Origin of the sequence: Serratia sp. PGPR-27, assembly GCF_022678525.1 — a bacterium.
Lineage (GTDB): Bacteria > Pseudomonadota > Gammaproteobacteria > Enterobacterales > Enterobacteriaceae > Serratia > Serratia nematodiphila.
Genome location: NZ_JALBYS010000003.1, coordinates 158537 through 173549 on the forward strand (window position 1 = coordinate 158537; position 15013 = coordinate 173549).

Below are 15013 nucleotides of genomic sequence, written 5' to 3' on the forward strand. Positions count from 1 at the left end.
TCTTCTTGCCTCATCACTATGTCACAGGAATAAGTATATCGACATTGACAACCTTGCCATTTAGATCCTCTTGCCTATATAACTCTATAAAAAAACTCTCCCGCATTTTGACATTGATGGCAGGCAGATAAGCGTCATACATTACATCGAAAAAGTCAATATATTCTGAAAACTCCCCCGTAAAGGGGATGACAATATATTTACCCATAGGGATATAGAAGTTAAAGATGGAATGAAAAACCTCTTGCCCCTTGCTGTTGGAATGCCATTTATTACTCCTGTTCTTTTCCACATTACATGCCCCCCGCTGCTTGCTTAACCATTTCTCATTGGTCTGTGCAATGTCGCCGGCATCTCTGAATTTTCTTATAGAATGAAAAATCAGTGATTTGTAATGCTTTAACATCTCAATGTCATCCGGCATGACCGTGTGGTAGAAGTAGGGTTTCTTATCGTTGCCATACGGCGGGATCTGCGTGGAAAAATCCCATCCGCGGCTGTTTCTAAAGCTGTTGGGCGTTTCGCCAAAGAAACGTTTGAATGCCCGCGTGTAACATTGCTGAGAGGCAAACCCGGATGCCAGGGCGACATCCAATATGTTCCCTTGGTGCTGTTTAAGCAGAATAGCAGAGCGACTCAGTTTTCTATTCCTTATATAAGTCCCTAGCGTTATACCAAAATAATGCTTAAACAGCCGTTGCAAATGCCATTTAGAGTAACCTGATATAATGGAAACCTTTTCAACTGTCAGCCCCTCGACAATATTCTTTTCCATATACTCCAACACCTGCAAAAGAATATCTTTTCTGTAATCCATATGTGCTCCTTGCTTTTATAAGATTCGCGTCCTTTTTATTAAAATCGTTAACCAACCAAACCAAGTCATTAAGATTAATCCTAAAAAAAACCAGCCTGTCAATTCATTTTTTTCGGCATAGGAAAAACTATCGCATAAATAACTGAAAATGATCATGTTATATAAATCTCTCCGCAAGAAACCCATAAAACAAAATCAACTCGCGTAAAGTGCACTCATCAAAGATGCACTTGACACACCAGGCAGAATCACACTTTTTGCTAATTGTTTTACCTTAAAGTGTTTTTTTACAGCCAGATTGCATGGCCGAATAGGAATTTCATCATCACAAATGAAAACGCATTTTATATGCTTGGCCCGCCGATAAAACGTACTGCGAAAGAGATATAAAGTATGACCGACAGTAAAAGAAGACGGGAGGGATAAGCTCAAGGCTGAACATCGGTCTCAATAATCTCGCGTCGCAATAGCGCGTTTCTTTTTTATCGTTCCTGCGCAGAGAAAACGGATATTTTAACAAACCTTGCTCGATGCCCTGTTTTACAAACCACACCCATTGGGAACCCTGCCAACTCCCATGAATCGCCCATCTCTCCCCCGGTAAAATGCCGAGCCGACTCGCCCGCGCCTTGTTGTCAGAACGGCCTGCGGCCGCAAACAAAAAGCCCAGCACGCGAGGCTGGGCTTTTCATTAACGGCCTGATTAATCAGCCAGGTTGTCGATCTCTGCGGACCTGTGCTTGCGCAACAGGTACAGCAGCAAAGATACCCGCCGCTCGGTGCGTTCCGGGGTATCCGGCGGCAGGTTGTAGCGCAAGGTATAACGCTCGTTGTTCTCGTTGCAGAAATCGATGACGAGCACGGGAGCAGAGGCCCCCGCTACTTTTCGATAATTCAGCGAGATGCACGACAGGTTTTTTTTCATCTCAACTTACCGCGACAGTGCGGCGGGTTGATTCGGCAATCCGCCCCACGCCGGCGCTCAACGCAGCGCCCAACAGCAGCACCAACAGTGAACCCCACGCGGCGCGAGACAGCTGTTTGGCCGCTTCATCGGCCGCTTCACGCGCTTTCTGCTCGGCCTCGGCCTTGAGTTTTTCCACCTTCTGCACCGCCTGCTGGTAAGCCTGGGCGTAGTTATCGACGATTTGGCTCGCTTCATCGCGGCTCTTGCCGGTGCGTGCCGCAACGATACTCACCAGCGCGTCCTTATCGGCGGCGCTCAACGCCGGCTCACCGGACTGCTTGACGCGCTCGAACCACTGCTTAAGCTCGGTGGCGGTCTGCGTCGGATCGGCCGCGGCATCCACGGCCGACTGTTTGCCGTCGGCGGCCGCCCGATTGGCTTTCTGCTCCAACCGAGCAGGATCCAGCTCCGGCTTACCGGTCTGCTTAAGGGTGGCGTTCAACTGATTTTCCAGGCTTCCCCAGTCAAGGCTGATGCCCTTTTTATCCAGCTGTTGCTTGAGGCCTTCGCCTACGTTTGGCGCTGCCGCCGCCAGGCCGCTGCCTGCCAGCGAAAGCCCTTTACCCACCGCGCTTCCCGCCAGCCCCACTACGCCGCTCGCCAATGAAACCATCAGCCAGGTGGTCAACAAGGTGGTGATCGCCCAGCTCAGCAAGCCATGCAAGCCGCCGCGATTCGGTGCGGAGCGGCCGGCGACGAACGCGCCTGCGGCCAGCGATGCCAACGTTGAAACCAGCAGCCAGATCCCGGTGCCGGTGCCAAAGCCGCTCAGCGGGTTGCCCTTTTGCATCATATCCACGGCCTGGGCACCAATAGCCGTGCCCAGCACGCTGAAGGTCAGATAAGTCACCAGCGCCACGGCACTCCCGGCCAATATCGAGCCCCATGACACCTGAAACGCTAAGCGATTTGATTCATAGACAGTGGTCATCGTTGTTCCTTATATTTTCTGGACAAGTGATTGCACGCACGGCGGGTAACCGCGCAGACAAATTCAGTCTGCCGCGCGGCGTCGTCGGCCGTCCCGGTTCATTTGCATCAGAATGCCTGGTGCATTCACACCCTGCGAATACGCACGTTATGCACTAAGCTGCTCAGCGAATAGCGTAACCCGCGGCCCCCTTAAGAGGCCGCCCCCCCTTCTGTCTAGCGGAGAACACATGAGCCAATCCGTTTTGGCCAGCGAAACCCACAGCGGCCACCTGCAGCAAATCATCTCCGGCTTGTCCGACGGCGTGATCCTGACGGATACCGATCAAACCTTGCTATGGGCCAACGAGGCCGCGTTGACCATGCATGGCGTGAGTCATCAGAAAGCTCTGGGGGCCAATGCCGGCGAGTACGCGGCGCGTTTTGCCCTGCGCTATCGCAACAATCATCCGCTGGTTTTGGAACAGTACCCGCTGAACCGGGTTGCCGAAGGCGAAACCTTCACCGATGTGGTGGTGGAGGTTCGGCAGGTCGACGATCCGGACAGCTTCTGGGTGCACCGCCTGCGGAGCCTGATTATCACCGATGCGCAGGGGCAACCGGAGCTGCTGGCGCTGATCCTGAGCGACGCGACGGAGTGGGCCAGCGCCGAACAGCGCTTTGAAAAAACCTTCAACGCTAATCCGGCGCCGGCAGTCATTTGTCGGCTAAGCGACCTGCGTTACGTCAAGGTCAACCAGGGGTTCCTTGATATGACCGGTTACCAACGTGAACAGGTCATGGGGCGTTCGGTTTATGAACTCGACGTTTTGGAACAGGCGGAGCACAAAGAACTGGCCGTTCAGCGCCTGGGGGAAGGCGCTACCATTCCGCAGATGGAGGCCGAGCTGAAGCTGCCCGGCGGCGGAAGCAAGCTGGTGGTGGTTGCCGGCCAACCCTTGGATATCAATGAAGACGACTGCATGCTGTTCACGTTTACCGATCTCGAACCCCGGCGCCAGGCGGAATCGGCGCTGCGAGAAAGTGAAGAACGGTTTGCCAAGGCGTTTCGCCTGAGCCCGGTGCCGACGTTGTTATGTACCGCGCACGAGCGGCGCGTGCTGGATGTCAACGAAGCCTTCACCCGCACCACCGAGTACGACGCCGAAGACTTGATCGGCAAGACGGTCGGAGAGATCCCGTTTATTGACGATCCGGAGGCGAACCGCCGTTTGTTTGCCGCCCTGGAAAAAAGCGGCAACGTCGAAGGGCTGGACATCCGGGTGCGCAAGAAAGGGAGCGAGTCGATTGACTGTGTGGCCTCGGCGGATGCCGTCAGCATCCACAATGCGCCCTGTTATCTGCTGGTGCTCATGGACATTACCGAACGCAAACGCTCGGAGCTGGAGCTGGTAAGCGCCATCGAAGAAGTGATGCAGGACGCCTCCTGGTTCAGCCAAACCCTGATCGAAAAACTGGCCAACGTGAAAAGCATCAACCGGCCCGACCAGGCTGGATTTACCGCCAGCGACCTCACGCCACGCGAGCGCGATGTGCTGGAATTGATCTGCGAGGGGCTGCCGGACAAGAAAATCGCGGCGCGTCTCAATCTGGCGCTCAACACCATCCGCAACCATGTCGCGACGGTCTATTCCAAACTCGGCGTGCATAGCCGCAGCGAAGCCATCGTCTGGTCCAGAGAACGCGGGCTGTTTACCGGTGGGCTGGCCTTCAGGAATGGCAAGTAGCCTGCAAATGCACTACCCAAACCGATGCAAACGCCCCTTATAGGCCAAAAGTGAAGTGCATAACATGGCGGTGCAAATGCAGGCTTCCGTCCTGTGCGGAAGCCAAACGGATCGAACCTTAGGAGCGCATCACAATGAACAGCGAAAAAGCCAATGGCATGATGGAAAAAGTGGCGGGCAAGGCGCAGGAAATCGCGGGCGACGTCACCGGCAACGAACGTTTGCAGGCCGAAGGCGCCGCGCGCCAGGCAGCGGGCGTGCTGCAAGAAAAATACGGCGATGCCCTGAGCTGCGCCGGCAACATGATGAAGAAAAACCCCCCCGCCGCATTGGCCCTCATTGCCGGCGCAGGCCTGTTGACCGGCCTGCTGCTGCGCCGCCGTTGATACGCGCCGACAAACAAACCGCTTTTCCCTGAATGCCGCGCCCGGTGGGTAACCACCGGCCGCGGTTCTATCGGCCTGAGGGACGCAGTATTATCGATTGATGCCTCCGCTCGTTTGCCGCTGGGATTAACGCGTATTCTGTGTCGCCATGCGACGAATTGTTGCGGCGAAACCGCTATATCCCGCAGGGAACATGAGCCTTTATCGTTCAGGCTGCCGCACACCGTCTTTACTCGCTGCTTATACGGCACATCTTTTTATTATATTCGCCCTATTGCAGATTATCATCACCCTCTCACTCAACGCGCCCACCGCCTGTTATTTCCGGTTGTTATGCAAGCCAGTTAATTTCCCTTCAACATAACGATATTTCTCAGTGTAAAAACTGAATATATCAATCAGCCTGGGTTTATCCTCCGCGCCATTAAATGTTAATATTGCCGTATTATGCGCATGGAGAAATAGCATGTTCCCCAGTAAAAAACATTCGCAGCGGGCGACCCCGCTGACCAGCTATCAATTTTCCCGGCTGCATACTTTCGAATGCGTCGCACGTCATTTATCTTTTGCGCTGGCGGCACAAGAATTGTCGATCACCCCCAGTGCCGTGAGCCACCGCATTAATTTGCTCGAAAAGGAATTGGGGTTTCTGCTATTCCAACGCTTTCATCGCAGAATTACGCTGACGCCGGAGGGCGAGCGCATGCAATGGGCGCTGGACAGCTCCTTCAACACCTTGAATCAGGAAATCCTGGACATCAAAAATCGCGAGTTGACGGGGACCTTGACCCTCTACTCGCACCCGTCCCTGGTGCAATGTCTGCTGCTGCCGCGCATCGGCGACTTTATCGCCCAGCACCCCACCATTCACCTCAATATTCTGACCGGGCAGGAAATCATCAACCTGGCCAACCGCGGCGTGGATCTGGCGATGTACTTCGGCAAACTGCCCTCGGGGCGGCATCTGGACGAAGCCTTTATGCAGGAATCAATGGTGCCGATCTGCACGCCGCAGTACGCCGCCACGCATAACCTGTACGATGCGCCGGAAAACCTGGCCCACTGCACGCTGCTGCACGATCGCTACAACTCCGGCGAAGATGAGTGGCAAACCTGGTCGCAACACTTTGCGCTGGGGCTGGATACCGACAGTAAAAGCATGGAGTTCGACCGTTCCGATCTTGCCGTGCTGGCCGCGACGCGGCACCTTGGCGTCGCCATGGGGCGGCTCAATCTGGTGCAGGACTGGATCAAAAGCGGCGAACTTATCATTCCGTTCACCGACATGACCGTGCCCTGCGAGCACTGCTATTTTACCTCGACCATCTCCGAACGGCAGTGGCCGAAGATCCTCGCATTTAAGCAGTGGATCATGAAAATCTCCCCTCTGGTCTGATGGCCAGAGGATTATCGCCATACTTTGGGGGAATAAGAAAAATGCAGCGCGCAGGCGTAGAGCCGGCCGGCCTTTGAATAAGAGATATTTTTGCGGTTTTTATCCCAGGTCAGCAGAGAATTATTGGCAAAATAATAAACCTCCAATTGCATCCCATTAGCCAACCTCGACCAACCTCGGCTTCTTATCACGGTAAAATCACCGTTATCGCTGAGCGTAATCAGCGGCACGCCCCAGGCATAGCGGGATATTTGCAGCTGAATAATGAATTGGCTTTCGCAGCTTATTTGGTAGTTCTGTACATCAACATCCATAATTTATATTTTTGGTGCCACCCTTCGGTCAACATAAATAAGATATGAACAACTCACTACGACTAACCCCAGTACGATCAACACAGCACCCAATACAAATTCAATTTGCAACGGTTCGCCGAGAATGACGGCCCCCGCCAGGATGCCGAATACCGGCGTCATAAAGGTGAGAATGCCCAGCGAGGAAGCCTGATAACGGCGCAACAATGAAAACCAGATCAGGTAGCTGAAAAACGACACGATCACCGTTTGGAACAACAGGCTGCTCCACGCCACGGGGCTCAGGACGACGTGCAAATTGTCCGTCGCCAGCGCCAGCAGCGACAGCAGCACACAGGCGCCCGTCAACTGGAACAGCAGCGTCTGTTTGGCCGGGCACTCCGCCAGGCGCGTGGTACGGATCACCAGGGTAGAACCGCCCCAGGCGATCCCCGCCAGCAGGCCATAGAAATCGCCTTTCAGCCGATCGGTCCCGCCGCTGCCCTCGGCCATGCCCGATATGGCCAGCACCACACCGCCAAAGGCGATGAGCATGCCCAGCCACTGCACCGGCGACAGACGCTCCTGACGATTCAGGAAATGCAGGCCAAGGGCAGAAAACAGCGGCGCGGTGTACAAAAACACCGCCATATGCGAGGCGCTGGTATAGCGCAGCCCTTCGGAGACAAAAAAGAACTCCAGCGCGAACAATGCTCCCACGCTCAGACCGGCGCTCAGCGTGGCGCGATCCCAGGTGAAACACTCGCCGCGGCAACGCGCCAACAGGTATACCCCCAGCGCGGCGAGCCCCGAACGAATGGCAATTTGCAGCACCGCCGACACATCCGCCTCGGCAGCCTTGATCGCCACCTGCTGCATTCCCCAGATAGCGCAAAGCATCACCATGGCGGCGGCAGCCCTGCCGTCAATACCGATTCTTGCATTCATAATAGGGTTCTCGTCGCCGTTGAAATAATAACAGGCTGCCGTCGCGTTATTCTTTATACACCACGATTTCCTGATAAAGTTTAATAACCTCGCCGTCGCTGTCGACAGAGTCGGTATATTCAGTTTGCTGCGCCAAATGAATCACCTTCCATCCTTTGCGCGCCAGTTCCGGGATCGTCAGGCGCCCCACGCCGCGGCAGGAAAACAGGGTGTCGTCAGACAATCTGAGCTTACTAACCTCTGCATAATCATAAGCTTGAGAATGACAAACGTGCGATTCCGCCGCCATCGCCGGTAATGAAAACAGCCCCACCAACAACATTAACAGATTCCTCATGGCGACCTCCCAATCGCTTATTCCTGCCGACCGATTACGCAGAAAGCGGCTAACGTTAATACGGCGGTGACAGGCTTTAATTAATTATCTCTTGCACGGATAAAATTACAGGCTGACGCCGATGACTGACAAATGAAAAATATAAACCTTGGCGTTAGATGAATTCATCCGAATCGAAAGGCATGAAAAGCGGCCCTTTTCACCGCACGAAATGGTCAAAAACCGGCCAATAATTAGCAAGAAAAGTAATTATTTATTTTACCGTTTATGTTACAAATGCCGCCCGCCGCTAAAACACCAAAAAAACCGTCAAAATGCGTGAAAACGCAGCGTTCTGCGCAAAACATCGGCATGGCGGCGCTGATGGGGGCGGTCATACATAAAACAGGGATAACACATGGCAATGAAATTGCGCGTATTGACTCAAGCGGTGGCGCTGGGTCTGGCGATCGGCAGCGCGTCGTTCGCCGCTCAGGCGGAAATCACCCTGCTGAAGCAGGATCCGCAGGCTGGCGATCCGCTCAGCCGCCTGAACTTCACCGTTGGCGGCAGTATCCGTCCGCAGTTCAACAACATGACGGGCGACGGTGACAAGGGCTCCTACAAGCGTAACGGCTTCGACGGCGGCACCCGCTTCCGCTTCGCGGCGGACTACTACCTGTTCGACGATATCAGCTGGATCAGCTACTACGAGCTGGGCGTGAACATTCCGGCGCTGTTCGACTGGGATCACCACTATGCCGACGGCGCGAGAAACACCAGCCGCCGCATGCTGTACACCGGCCTGAAAAGCAACACCTGGGGCCAGATGACCTTCGGTCAACAGAACAGCGTTTATTATGACGTGGTGGGCGCCAAAACCGATATCTGGGACTACGACATGCTGGCCCAGGCACCGGGCAACGGCATCAACGGTGACTACGACGGCTCTTACCGCTCACGCAAAATGCTGAAGTACAAGAACCGCTTCGGCGATGCGGACGTTTACGCTTCGTACCTGTTCAGCGACAGCGACTATCTGCCGGGCAACGGCCTGCGCTACAAGCGCAAAGGCGGCGGCTCACTGGGCGTGGATTACCACATTACGCCGGACCTGACCTGGGGCACCGCCTGGAACTACACCCGCGCCGAAATGCGTAATCCGTCCACCAGCGGCAGCAAGAGCTATGACCAGAACATTTTCGGTACCGCCATCAGTTGGAAACCGGACAACTGGACCCTCACCTTCGGCGGCGGTTACTACAACGACTTCCTGACCACCAAGAAAGCCGACATCAATAATTACTTCGCCGGCGACGCATGGGGTATCGAATACCTGGCCGGTTATACCGTGCCGGTTGGCCAGTACGCGGTGAAATCGGTGATGCCGTACTTCATGGGCGACCGCCTGGAATACATCACCGGCCGCAACTACCAGCGCATCGACAACGGCCTCGGGGTTACCGTGCAGTTTGACTACGGTTTCCGCGTTGACGTGGAGCACGTGCTGACATCGAGCACCGACAACCTCGGCGATATGACCGTGGTGCGCCTGCGCTACGATTTCTGATTGCTCAGAACGCAAAAAAGGCCGCGCAAGCGGCCTTTTTCGTTTATTGACGCAGCGTCAGAAGCCGCCGCGCGCCGAGCGCCCGACCGCCTCGCCCAGCTGCCATACCGCCATGGCGTAATGGGTGCTGTGGTTATAGCGGGTGATGACGTAGAAGTTCGGCAGGCCATACCAATACTGGTAGCCGGTGCCGATGTCCAGCCGCAGCAGGCTGGCTTCCTGATTATCGCCGAGCGAGCCCTGCGGGCTTAGGCCGGCTTCCGCCAGCGCGGCAACCGAGTAGCGCGTCTTGAAGCCGTTTTCCAGCCCCGGTGCCTGGCCGTTGGCCTGAATGGCGACCGGTTCGCCTTTGGACCAGCCGTGCGCCTTGAAGTAATTGGCCACGCTGCCGATGGCATCGACCGGATCCCACAGGTTGATATGCCCATCGCCGTTGAAGTCGACCGCATAGCTTTTGAAGGAAGAAGGCATGAACTGCCCATAGCCCATCGCGCCGGCAAAGGAGCCGCGCAGTTCGAGCGGATCGTCGCCTTCGGTGCGCGACATCAGCAGGAAGGTTTCCAGCTCACCGGCGAAGTAATCGGCGCGGCGCGGGTAGTTGAAGGCCAACGTCGCCAGCGCGTCGATAATGCGGGTTTTACCCATTACGCGGCCCCAGCGGGTCTCCACGCCGATAATCCCCACGATGATCTCCGGCGGCACGCCGTACACCTGCCAGGCACGCTGCAGCGCATCCTGATATTGATTCCAGAACACCACGCCGTTTTGCACGTTATCCGGGGTGATGAACTTGTTGCGGTAGCGCAGCCAGGAGCCATTCGGCCCGGTTGGCCCCTGGGTAGACGGCGTCGGCGCCTGCCTGTCCATCAGCCGCAGCACCGAATCCAAACGCCGTGCCTGCGCCAGCACGTCGTGCAGCTGCTGCCGATCAAAGCCGTGTTCCTGCACCATCTTATCGATAAAGCGCGCGGTATTCGGGTTATTGGCGAAATCCCCCCCCAGCGGCGCGCCGCTGTGCGCCGGGCTCAGCAAAAAGCCGCCCTTTACCGGGGGGCTCTGCGGCGTAGCGGTGGTACTGGGTTTCGGCGTGCTGCTACAGGCAGCAAGCAAGGTAATCAGCGGTAAAAGCGCAACCAGGTGACGCATCGGATATCCATATAGCCATGCAAGAGATAAGTGGGAGTTATGTTAATGCATTGTTCAACGCGAACAAACAGGATTATGCCGCCAATTACCGCGCCAGGTAGCCAAACGTGCCAAATTGTGACGTTTTGCACGGTGAAGGGACGCCCGATGCGGCCGCGTGGAATCTCAACCGCAACTAAATGAGAAAAATTATCACCTTGACGCCCGCATTTACCCCGATAAAATGCCCGGCTGCTTGCCATCCGGCCACCGCCGGGCGGTCAATGATTATGACAACGGATTGTGATGGACTCTCTCGGACAACTCGCCAAAGACCTTTATCGTGGGCGCATCTCGCGCAAACCCTTTGTTTTTTCGCTGGCGATCTTCGCCGTTGGCATCGTGCTACTGTCGTTTCTGTCGACCTATCTGGATAAAAACCATTTTCGCGCCCATGCGCACGGCGATACCGAGGAATTCGTCTCGGTGCTGCTGTATCTGCTGTGCATCATGGTGTGGGCGCTGTTCTGTTTTGGCCTGGTGGCGTGGTTTATGGCCAAAACCGCGTTTCGGCTCAACGATATCGGCCTGCCCGGATGGGCGCTGGCCGTGGCGTGCTATGTGTGTTCGGTGCTGAACAATTACTCTCCCGGCCCGGTGGCGCGCTGGCTGCCGCTGTTCAGTCTGGCGGGGATGATCTGCGCCCTGCTGTTGCCGCCCGACGGGCTGCGCCGCAAGCCGGACGGCAACGCTGACGATTAACGCAGCTGCACCACCTTGTTCGCTGCCGGTTCGGCCGCCGTCAGCCTGCCGCTAACCTGGCTGATACCGCCGCCGCTGTTGTGGGACACTACGGCGATCGGCAAACGCCGCAACTGCCGGGTCAGCTCCGGCGTGATATAGCCGATGTGGGTGTTCTGTTGCTGTTTCCGCCAGCGGTCGGCCGCCCTGCGACGGGAGAAATACTGGTTGTATTTGGCCCAGGCGATCAGAGTGACGGCATTGAACAACGCCACAATGATATACAGCGAGATCACTTCCAGCAGCGACAGGGCGGAGCCCACCCCGTGCTGATCCATCACCGACATCAGGCCGCGGCTGAACAGATAAAGAAAGCCGCACCAGGCGAAAAGCGTCAGCAGGCTGTCTACCACGCGCGGCAGCAGGCCGCGCTCGGAATAAATCAGGACGTCCGTCATTCTTTGATCCTCCCAATGCCCCGGTCGGGGCTTATCCAGCGCGCACGCCCGCGCCGAGCTTTCAACATCACTTTGGAAAACGCCACCAGCGTGGTCAGCAAGCTGAGCAGCCAATACACCAGCGGATACCAGATGATCCAGAACAACGAGCGGCCAAAGCCCTTCTCATAGCGCTTCTCCAGCAGCAGACTGACGGTGAACTGCAGCAAGCACACCACGCCCAGCACCAGGCCGGTAAACGCCGGCGTCAGCAGCGAGTGAATGCGGATGCCCTCCGGCAGCGGTATCGCCAGTCCAACCAGAAAAATCAGCACGCTGACCAGGTAAGTGAACGCCCACAGCGTGGAGAGGCAATACTCGGCGAACAGCAGCCACATATGCCGGTGCTCCCAGGCCCACAGGTTGCGCAGATTCTTTAAAAACACCTCGGCGCCGCCCTGCGCCCAGCGCAGGCGCTGCTTCCATAGCCCGCGCAAGGTCTCCGGCATCAGGATCCAGCACAGCGCTCGCGGTTCGAAGAAGATAGCCCAGTGCTTCAGCTGCAGCTTCCAGCTGATGTCGATGTCTTCGGTGATCATGTCCTGACTCCAGTAACCGACATCGGTAAGCGCTTGCTTACGAAACGCCGCGACCACGCCGGAGATGGTGAACAGGCGGCCATAAACGCGCTGCGTGCGCTTGATAAGGCCGATGATCGACGAAAACTCACCGACCTGGATGCGGCCGATCAGCGTGGAGCGCGTGCGGATGCGCGGACTGCCGGTCACCGCGCCGACATGCGGATTGGCCAACAGCGGCGCCACCAAATAGGCTGCCGCATCGCGATCCAGCAGCGCATCGCCGTCGATGCACACCAGATACTCGCTGCGCGCCGCCGCTGCGCCCGCCTGCAGTGCAATCGCCTTGCCCTGATTTTGCGCCAGATGGATCACTCGCAGCCGGGGGAACTCCAGCGTCAACTGGTCCAACACCTCGGCGGTGTCATCGCTGGAGCCGTCGTTGATGGCGATCACTTCGATATTGTCATAGCGCTGCGCCATCGCCGCCGAAATGGTTTCACGCGCGTTCAACCCTTCGTTGAAACAGGGGATCAGCACGCTGATCGACGGGTTGCCCGGCAGCGCCGGCGCGGGCATGTCCGGGCTCCAGCGCCAATGCCGCTCGCGATGCAGCCAGAAATAGATGCCGCCGGCGATCCAGATGCCGGACATGAACAACGGCCAGAAGAACACGAAGTTAAGCAGCATTTCGCCGGTAAACAGCAGGACAATGCCGAAAGGCACGCTCAACACCAGACACAGGATAAATAAGGCAATTAAACGATCTGTCATGGCAGTGGGAACCAGGCTGAGGACAACACCGGGCGAACGGCGTCCAGCTTAGGCCGATCGTCGAGGAAGTTGTCGGGGTAATAACCAAAGCTCTGAGCGCCATTGCGCTGCAGGCGACGCATCCATTCGGCCAGCAGTTGACCGTCATCCAGGCTGATTCGGCGCTCCTTGCGCCAGTCGACAGCCTGCAACTCAAACACCGTTTTATCGAGCGCGCCGGGGTAAGCGGCCACTTTGCCCACCAGTTGATCCAGCCAGCGGCCGCTGTCGGCGCGCGGCACGTTTTCCATCAGCGGCATCGCCATCGGCGCTACCCAGTCGTAGGCCTGCAGGAAATCCGCTAAATTCTGGCCGAACCAGGCTTCACTGGCGGGATCGAGTACCGGCATCGCATAAATATTGCGCGCGGTTTGCACCTGCGGACCGCGGATCGCCCGCACCCGTTCGGCCAGCGACTGGGTAAAGTCGATCAGCGCCCGGCTCTTGAAGCGCGTCCAGCGCGCCATCGCCTGCGGATCCTGACGAATCGCCGCCACCGAATCGGCGAAACCGGCCTGGCGATAGGCCGCAACGGCTTCGGGGCCGGCATCTTCGAAGTCCGACAGCAGCGCATCGTCGTGGAACAGGATCCCTTTGAAAGTGGCGTGGGCCGCCAGATCCTCGTAGATCTCACCGATGCGCTGGCGCGCCACCGGACTGAACGGCGACAGGCGACGATACTGCTTGTCGTCTACCGACAGCTGCCCGCTTTGCGGATCGAGGCGCTGCACGCGCGGCACGTCAGACCCCAGCTCGAACGCCAGCACCGGCATCCAGGCATACACGGCCACGCCGGTGCGCGAAGAGAGCTGCCAGGAGACCCGGTTGAACAGGTCGGCCTTCATCGGCAGCCAGCGGTTGGGGAAATAGAGCTCGCGCACGTTGCCGTCGCCTTTTGGATCGGCGAACGCCTGCAGGAAAACGGTATTGATGCGCAGGTCGTAGATGCGCTGGATCAGCTTGTCGAGATTTTTGGCCTGCTGCTGCGGATCGGGATCGTAGAGGTAGTCGAGATCGACGTGCGCCACCCGCATGATCTGTCGGTTCTGTATCTGCGTCAGCTGCTGGGCGAAGCTCGTCAGCGACGGATTGCCGGCCACCAGCATGCGCGGCACGTTCTCAGGCGCGTTGACGTCTCCCAGCCCGTTCTCCAGCGTCAGCGCCATGCGGTAACCGTGCTTGCGCGCGATATCCAGCGCCACGCCGCCGGCCGCACCGTACGGCCAGACCCACACGCGCGGCGCCTTACCGGTGGCAGCGGTGATGCGCCGGGTGATCAACGCCACGTCCTTCTCGATGCGTTGGCGGTATTCCGTCTCGCTTTCATAGCGGCCCTGCTTGGCGTCGTACAGCCGATTGGCGACCGCCGGTTCGGTATTGCCCTGCGGGTTGGCGATGCCGCCATAATGCGAGGCGTAGGTATGCGCGCCGATCTCCACCAGCCCGGAGTCCGACACTTCCCGCACCTGCTGCCAGGTGAGGAAGCGATCGCGCGGCGTCATCAGGCCGCCGAAATCGACCGGCTTGTCGGCCGGCGCATCCAGCCAAACGCCGACCGGCGCCAGCACCGCCGGCCAGTTGTAGGCCTTCAGCAACGGGAATACCCGGCTGTAGAAGCTGCGGTAGCCGTCGTCGAAAGTCAGCAGCACCGCCTTGTTCGGCAACGCCGGGCCGCCGTTCTGCGCCTGCAGGATCTGCTCGACCGACACCGGCTGATAGCCGTTTTGCTTCAGCCAGGCGAACTGTTCGTTAAGCGCGCTGGTGCGTACCGACATGTAGCGCTGGTCCGCCGCGCCGTCTTCCACGTCGTGATACGCCAGCACCGCGTAGCGGTTGGCCGGCCACGGGCGTTCCATTGGCCCCACGGTTCGCTCCGCCGGCGGCGTGAAGCGCGGTACGTCCGCCTGACTGCAGGCGGTGGTCAGCAACGTGGCCAGCACTAAAAGCGAGGATCGAATAAGCATGATGA

The 15013-nt window shown here is 57.5% G+C and carries 15 protein-coding genes; 5 read left to right on the forward strand and 10 right to left on the reverse strand.

Annotated features, from left to right (window positions below; genetic code table 11):
• Positions 1-16 precede the first annotated feature (16 nt).
• From MMS95_RS03070 to MMS95_RS03080, 3 genes are all read right to left on the reverse strand, one after another.
• A complete protein-coding gene (locus MMS95_RS03070; protein WP_048324580.1) occupies positions 17-817 on the reverse strand; it encodes a helix-turn-helix domain-containing protein in 801 nt (266 codons plus the stop codon).
• Positions 818-1520: 703 nt separating this feature from the next.
• Entirely contained in the window at positions 1521-1742 is a 222-nt protein-coding gene (locus MMS95_RS03075; RefSeq protein WP_004936288.1) for a hypothetical protein, read from the reverse strand.
• Position 1743: 1 nt separating this feature from the next.
• Positions 1744-2715 (reverse strand): hypothetical protein, encoded by a 972-nt coding sequence (locus tag MMS95_RS03080; protein ID WP_060559999.1) that lies wholly within the window; start codon positions 2713-2715, stop codon positions 1744-1746.
• A gap of 229 nt (positions 2716-2944) precedes the next feature.
• Between MMS95_RS03080 and MMS95_RS03085 the strand changes: the two genes are divergently transcribed.
• The 3 genes from MMS95_RS03085 (at position 2945) to dsdC (ending at position 6223) form a co-directional block, all read left to right on the forward strand.
• The gene (locus MMS95_RS03085; protein WP_156865815.1) at positions 2945-4441 is read left to right on the forward strand and encodes a helix-turn-helix transcriptional regulator; all 1497 of its coding nucleotides are present in this window, start codon (positions 2945-2947) and stop codon (positions 4439-4441) included.
• Between the two features lie 134 nt (positions 4442-4575).
• The gene (locus tag MMS95_RS03090) at positions 4576-4827 is read left to right on the forward strand and encodes a CsbD family protein (RefSeq protein ID WP_242141377.1); all 252 of its coding nucleotides are present in this window, start codon (positions 4576-4578) and stop codon (positions 4825-4827) included.
• A 466-nt stretch (positions 4828-5293) separates the two neighbouring features.
• On the forward strand, positions 5294-6223 hold the full coding sequence (gene dsdC / locus MMS95_RS03095) for a DNA-binding transcriptional regulator DsdC (RefSeq protein WP_004936301.1): 930 nt from the start codon (positions 5294-5296) through the stop codon (positions 6221-6223).
• A gap of 11 nt (positions 6224-6234) precedes the next feature.
• Here dsdC and MMS95_RS03100 read toward each other — a convergent pair whose 3' ends face one another.
• Genes MMS95_RS03100 through MMS95_RS03110 form a run of 3 tightly spaced genes read right to left on the reverse strand, consistent with a single transcriptional unit; the run spans position 6235 to position 7801 of the window.
• Positions 6235-6537, reverse strand: coding sequence for a hypothetical protein (locus MMS95_RS03100; RefSeq protein WP_015378633.1), 303 nt, complete (start codon positions 6535-6537; stop codon positions 6235-6237).
• 3 nt (positions 6538-6540) lie between these two features.
• Positions 6541-7464, reverse strand: a complete 924-nt coding sequence (locus MMS95_RS03105; RefSeq protein WP_015378634.1) for a DMT family transporter — start codon at positions 7462-7464, stop codon at positions 6541-6543.
• Positions 7465-7510: 46 nt separating this feature from the next.
• Positions 7511-7801, reverse strand: coding sequence for a hypothetical protein (locus tag MMS95_RS03110; RefSeq protein WP_015378635.1), 291 nt, complete (start codon positions 7799-7801; stop codon positions 7511-7513).
• A 397-nt stretch (positions 7802-8198) separates the two neighbouring features.
• Here MMS95_RS03110 and MMS95_RS03115 point away from each other — a divergent pair, with 397 nt between their 5' ends.
• On the forward strand, positions 8199-9350 hold the full coding sequence (locus MMS95_RS03115) for an autotransporter domain-containing protein (RefSeq protein WP_015378636.1): 1152 nt from the start codon (positions 8199-8201) through the stop codon (positions 9348-9350).
• 57 nt (positions 9351-9407) lie between these two features.
• On the opposite strand, the gene mltB is transcribed toward MMS95_RS03115, so the two are convergent.
• On the reverse strand, positions 9408-10496 hold the full coding sequence (mltB, locus tag MMS95_RS03120; RefSeq protein ID WP_242141378.1) for a lytic murein transglycosylase B: 1089 nt from the start codon (positions 10494-10496) through the stop codon (positions 9408-9410).
• A gap of 285 nt (positions 10497-10781) precedes the next feature.
• Between mltB and MMS95_RS03125 the strand changes: the two genes are divergently transcribed.
• Positions 10782-11237, forward strand: a complete 456-nt coding sequence (locus MMS95_RS03125; RefSeq protein WP_015378638.1) for a DUF805 domain-containing protein — start codon at positions 10782-10784, stop codon at positions 11235-11237.
• Here MMS95_RS03125 and pgaD read toward each other — a convergent pair.
• From pgaD to pgaB, 3 genes are read right to left on the reverse strand one after another with little or no spacing between them, the layout of a single operon-like run.
• Positions 11234-11674, reverse strand: a complete 441-nt coding sequence (gene pgaD, locus MMS95_RS03130) for a poly-beta-1,6-N-acetyl-D-glucosamine biosynthesis protein PgaD (protein ID WP_015378639.1) — start codon at positions 11672-11674, stop codon at positions 11234-11236. The genes MMS95_RS03125 and pgaD overlap by 4 nt on opposite strands.
• Positions 11671-13005, reverse strand: coding sequence for a poly-beta-1,6-N-acetyl-D-glucosamine synthase (gene pgaC, locus MMS95_RS03135; RefSeq protein WP_088381824.1), 1335 nt, complete (start codon positions 13003-13005; stop codon positions 11671-11673). The genes pgaD and pgaC overlap by 4 nt, the downstream gene beginning before the upstream one ends.
• The gene (gene pgaB / locus MMS95_RS03140; protein ID WP_242141379.1) at positions 13002-15008 is read right to left on the reverse strand and encodes a poly-beta-1,6-N-acetyl-D-glucosamine N-deacetylase PgaB; all 2007 of its coding nucleotides are present in this window, start codon (positions 15006-15008) and stop codon (positions 13002-13004) included. Before pgaB ends, pgaC begins: the two co-directional genes overlap by 4 nt.
• Positions 15009-15013 lie beyond the last annotated feature (5 nt).

Excerpts from the sequence above, each read along its gene's own strand:
- MMS95_RS03115 (WP_015378636.1), top strand. The coding sequence starts at position 8,199 with ATGGCAATGAAATTGCGCGTATTGACTCAAGCGGTGGCGCTGGGTCTG.
- pgaC (WP_088381824.1), bottom strand. The coding sequence starts at position 13,005 with ATGACAGATCGTTTAATTGCCTTATTTATCCTGTGTCTGGTGTTGAGC.
- pgaD (WP_015378639.1), bottom strand. The coding sequence starts at position 11,674 with ATGACGGACGTCCTGATTTATTCCGAGCGCGGCCTGCTGCCGCGCGTG.
- MMS95_RS03125 (WP_015378638.1), top strand. The coding sequence starts at position 10,782 with ATGGACTCTCTCGGACAACTCGCCAAAGACCTTTATCGTGGGCGCATC.
- mltB (WP_242141378.1), bottom strand. The coding sequence starts at position 10,496 with ATGCGTCACCTGGTTGCGCTTTTACCGCTGATTACCTTGCTTGCTGCC.
- dsdC (WP_004936301.1), top strand. The coding sequence starts at position 5,294 with ATGTTCCCCAGTAAAAAACATTCGCAGCGGGCGACCCCGCTGACCAGC.
- MMS95_RS03080 (WP_060559999.1), bottom strand. The coding sequence starts at position 2,715 with ATGACCACTGTCTATGAATCAAATCGCTTAGCGTTTCAGGTGTCATGG.
- MMS95_RS03085 (WP_156865815.1), top strand. The coding sequence starts at position 2,945 with ATGAGCCAATCCGTTTTGGCCAGCGAAACCCACAGCGGCCACCTGCAG.
- MMS95_RS03075 (WP_004936288.1), bottom strand. The coding sequence starts at position 1,742 with ATGAAAAAAAACCTGTCGTGCATCTCGCTGAATTATCGAAAAGTAGCG.
- MMS95_RS03100 (WP_015378633.1), bottom strand. The coding sequence starts at position 6,537 with ATGGATGTTGATGTACAGAACTACCAAATAAGCTGCGAAAGCCAATTC.
- MMS95_RS03110 (WP_015378635.1), bottom strand. The coding sequence starts at position 7,801 with ATGAGGAATCTGTTAATGTTGTTGGTGGGGCTGTTTTCATTACCGGCG.
- pgaB (WP_242141379.1), bottom strand. The coding sequence starts at position 15,008 with ATGCTTATTCGATCCTCGCTTTTAGTGCTGGCCACGTTGCTGACCACC.
- MMS95_RS03070 (WP_048324580.1), bottom strand. The coding sequence starts at position 817 with ATGGATTACAGAAAAGATATTCTTTTGCAGGTGTTGGAGTATATGGAA.
- MMS95_RS03105 (WP_015378634.1), bottom strand. The coding sequence starts at position 7,464 with ATGAATGCAAGAATCGGTATTGACGGCAGGGCTGCCGCCGCCATGGTG.
- MMS95_RS03090 (WP_242141377.1), top strand. The coding sequence starts at position 4,576 with ATGAACAGCGAAAAAGCCAATGGCATGATGGAAAAAGTGGCGGGCAAG.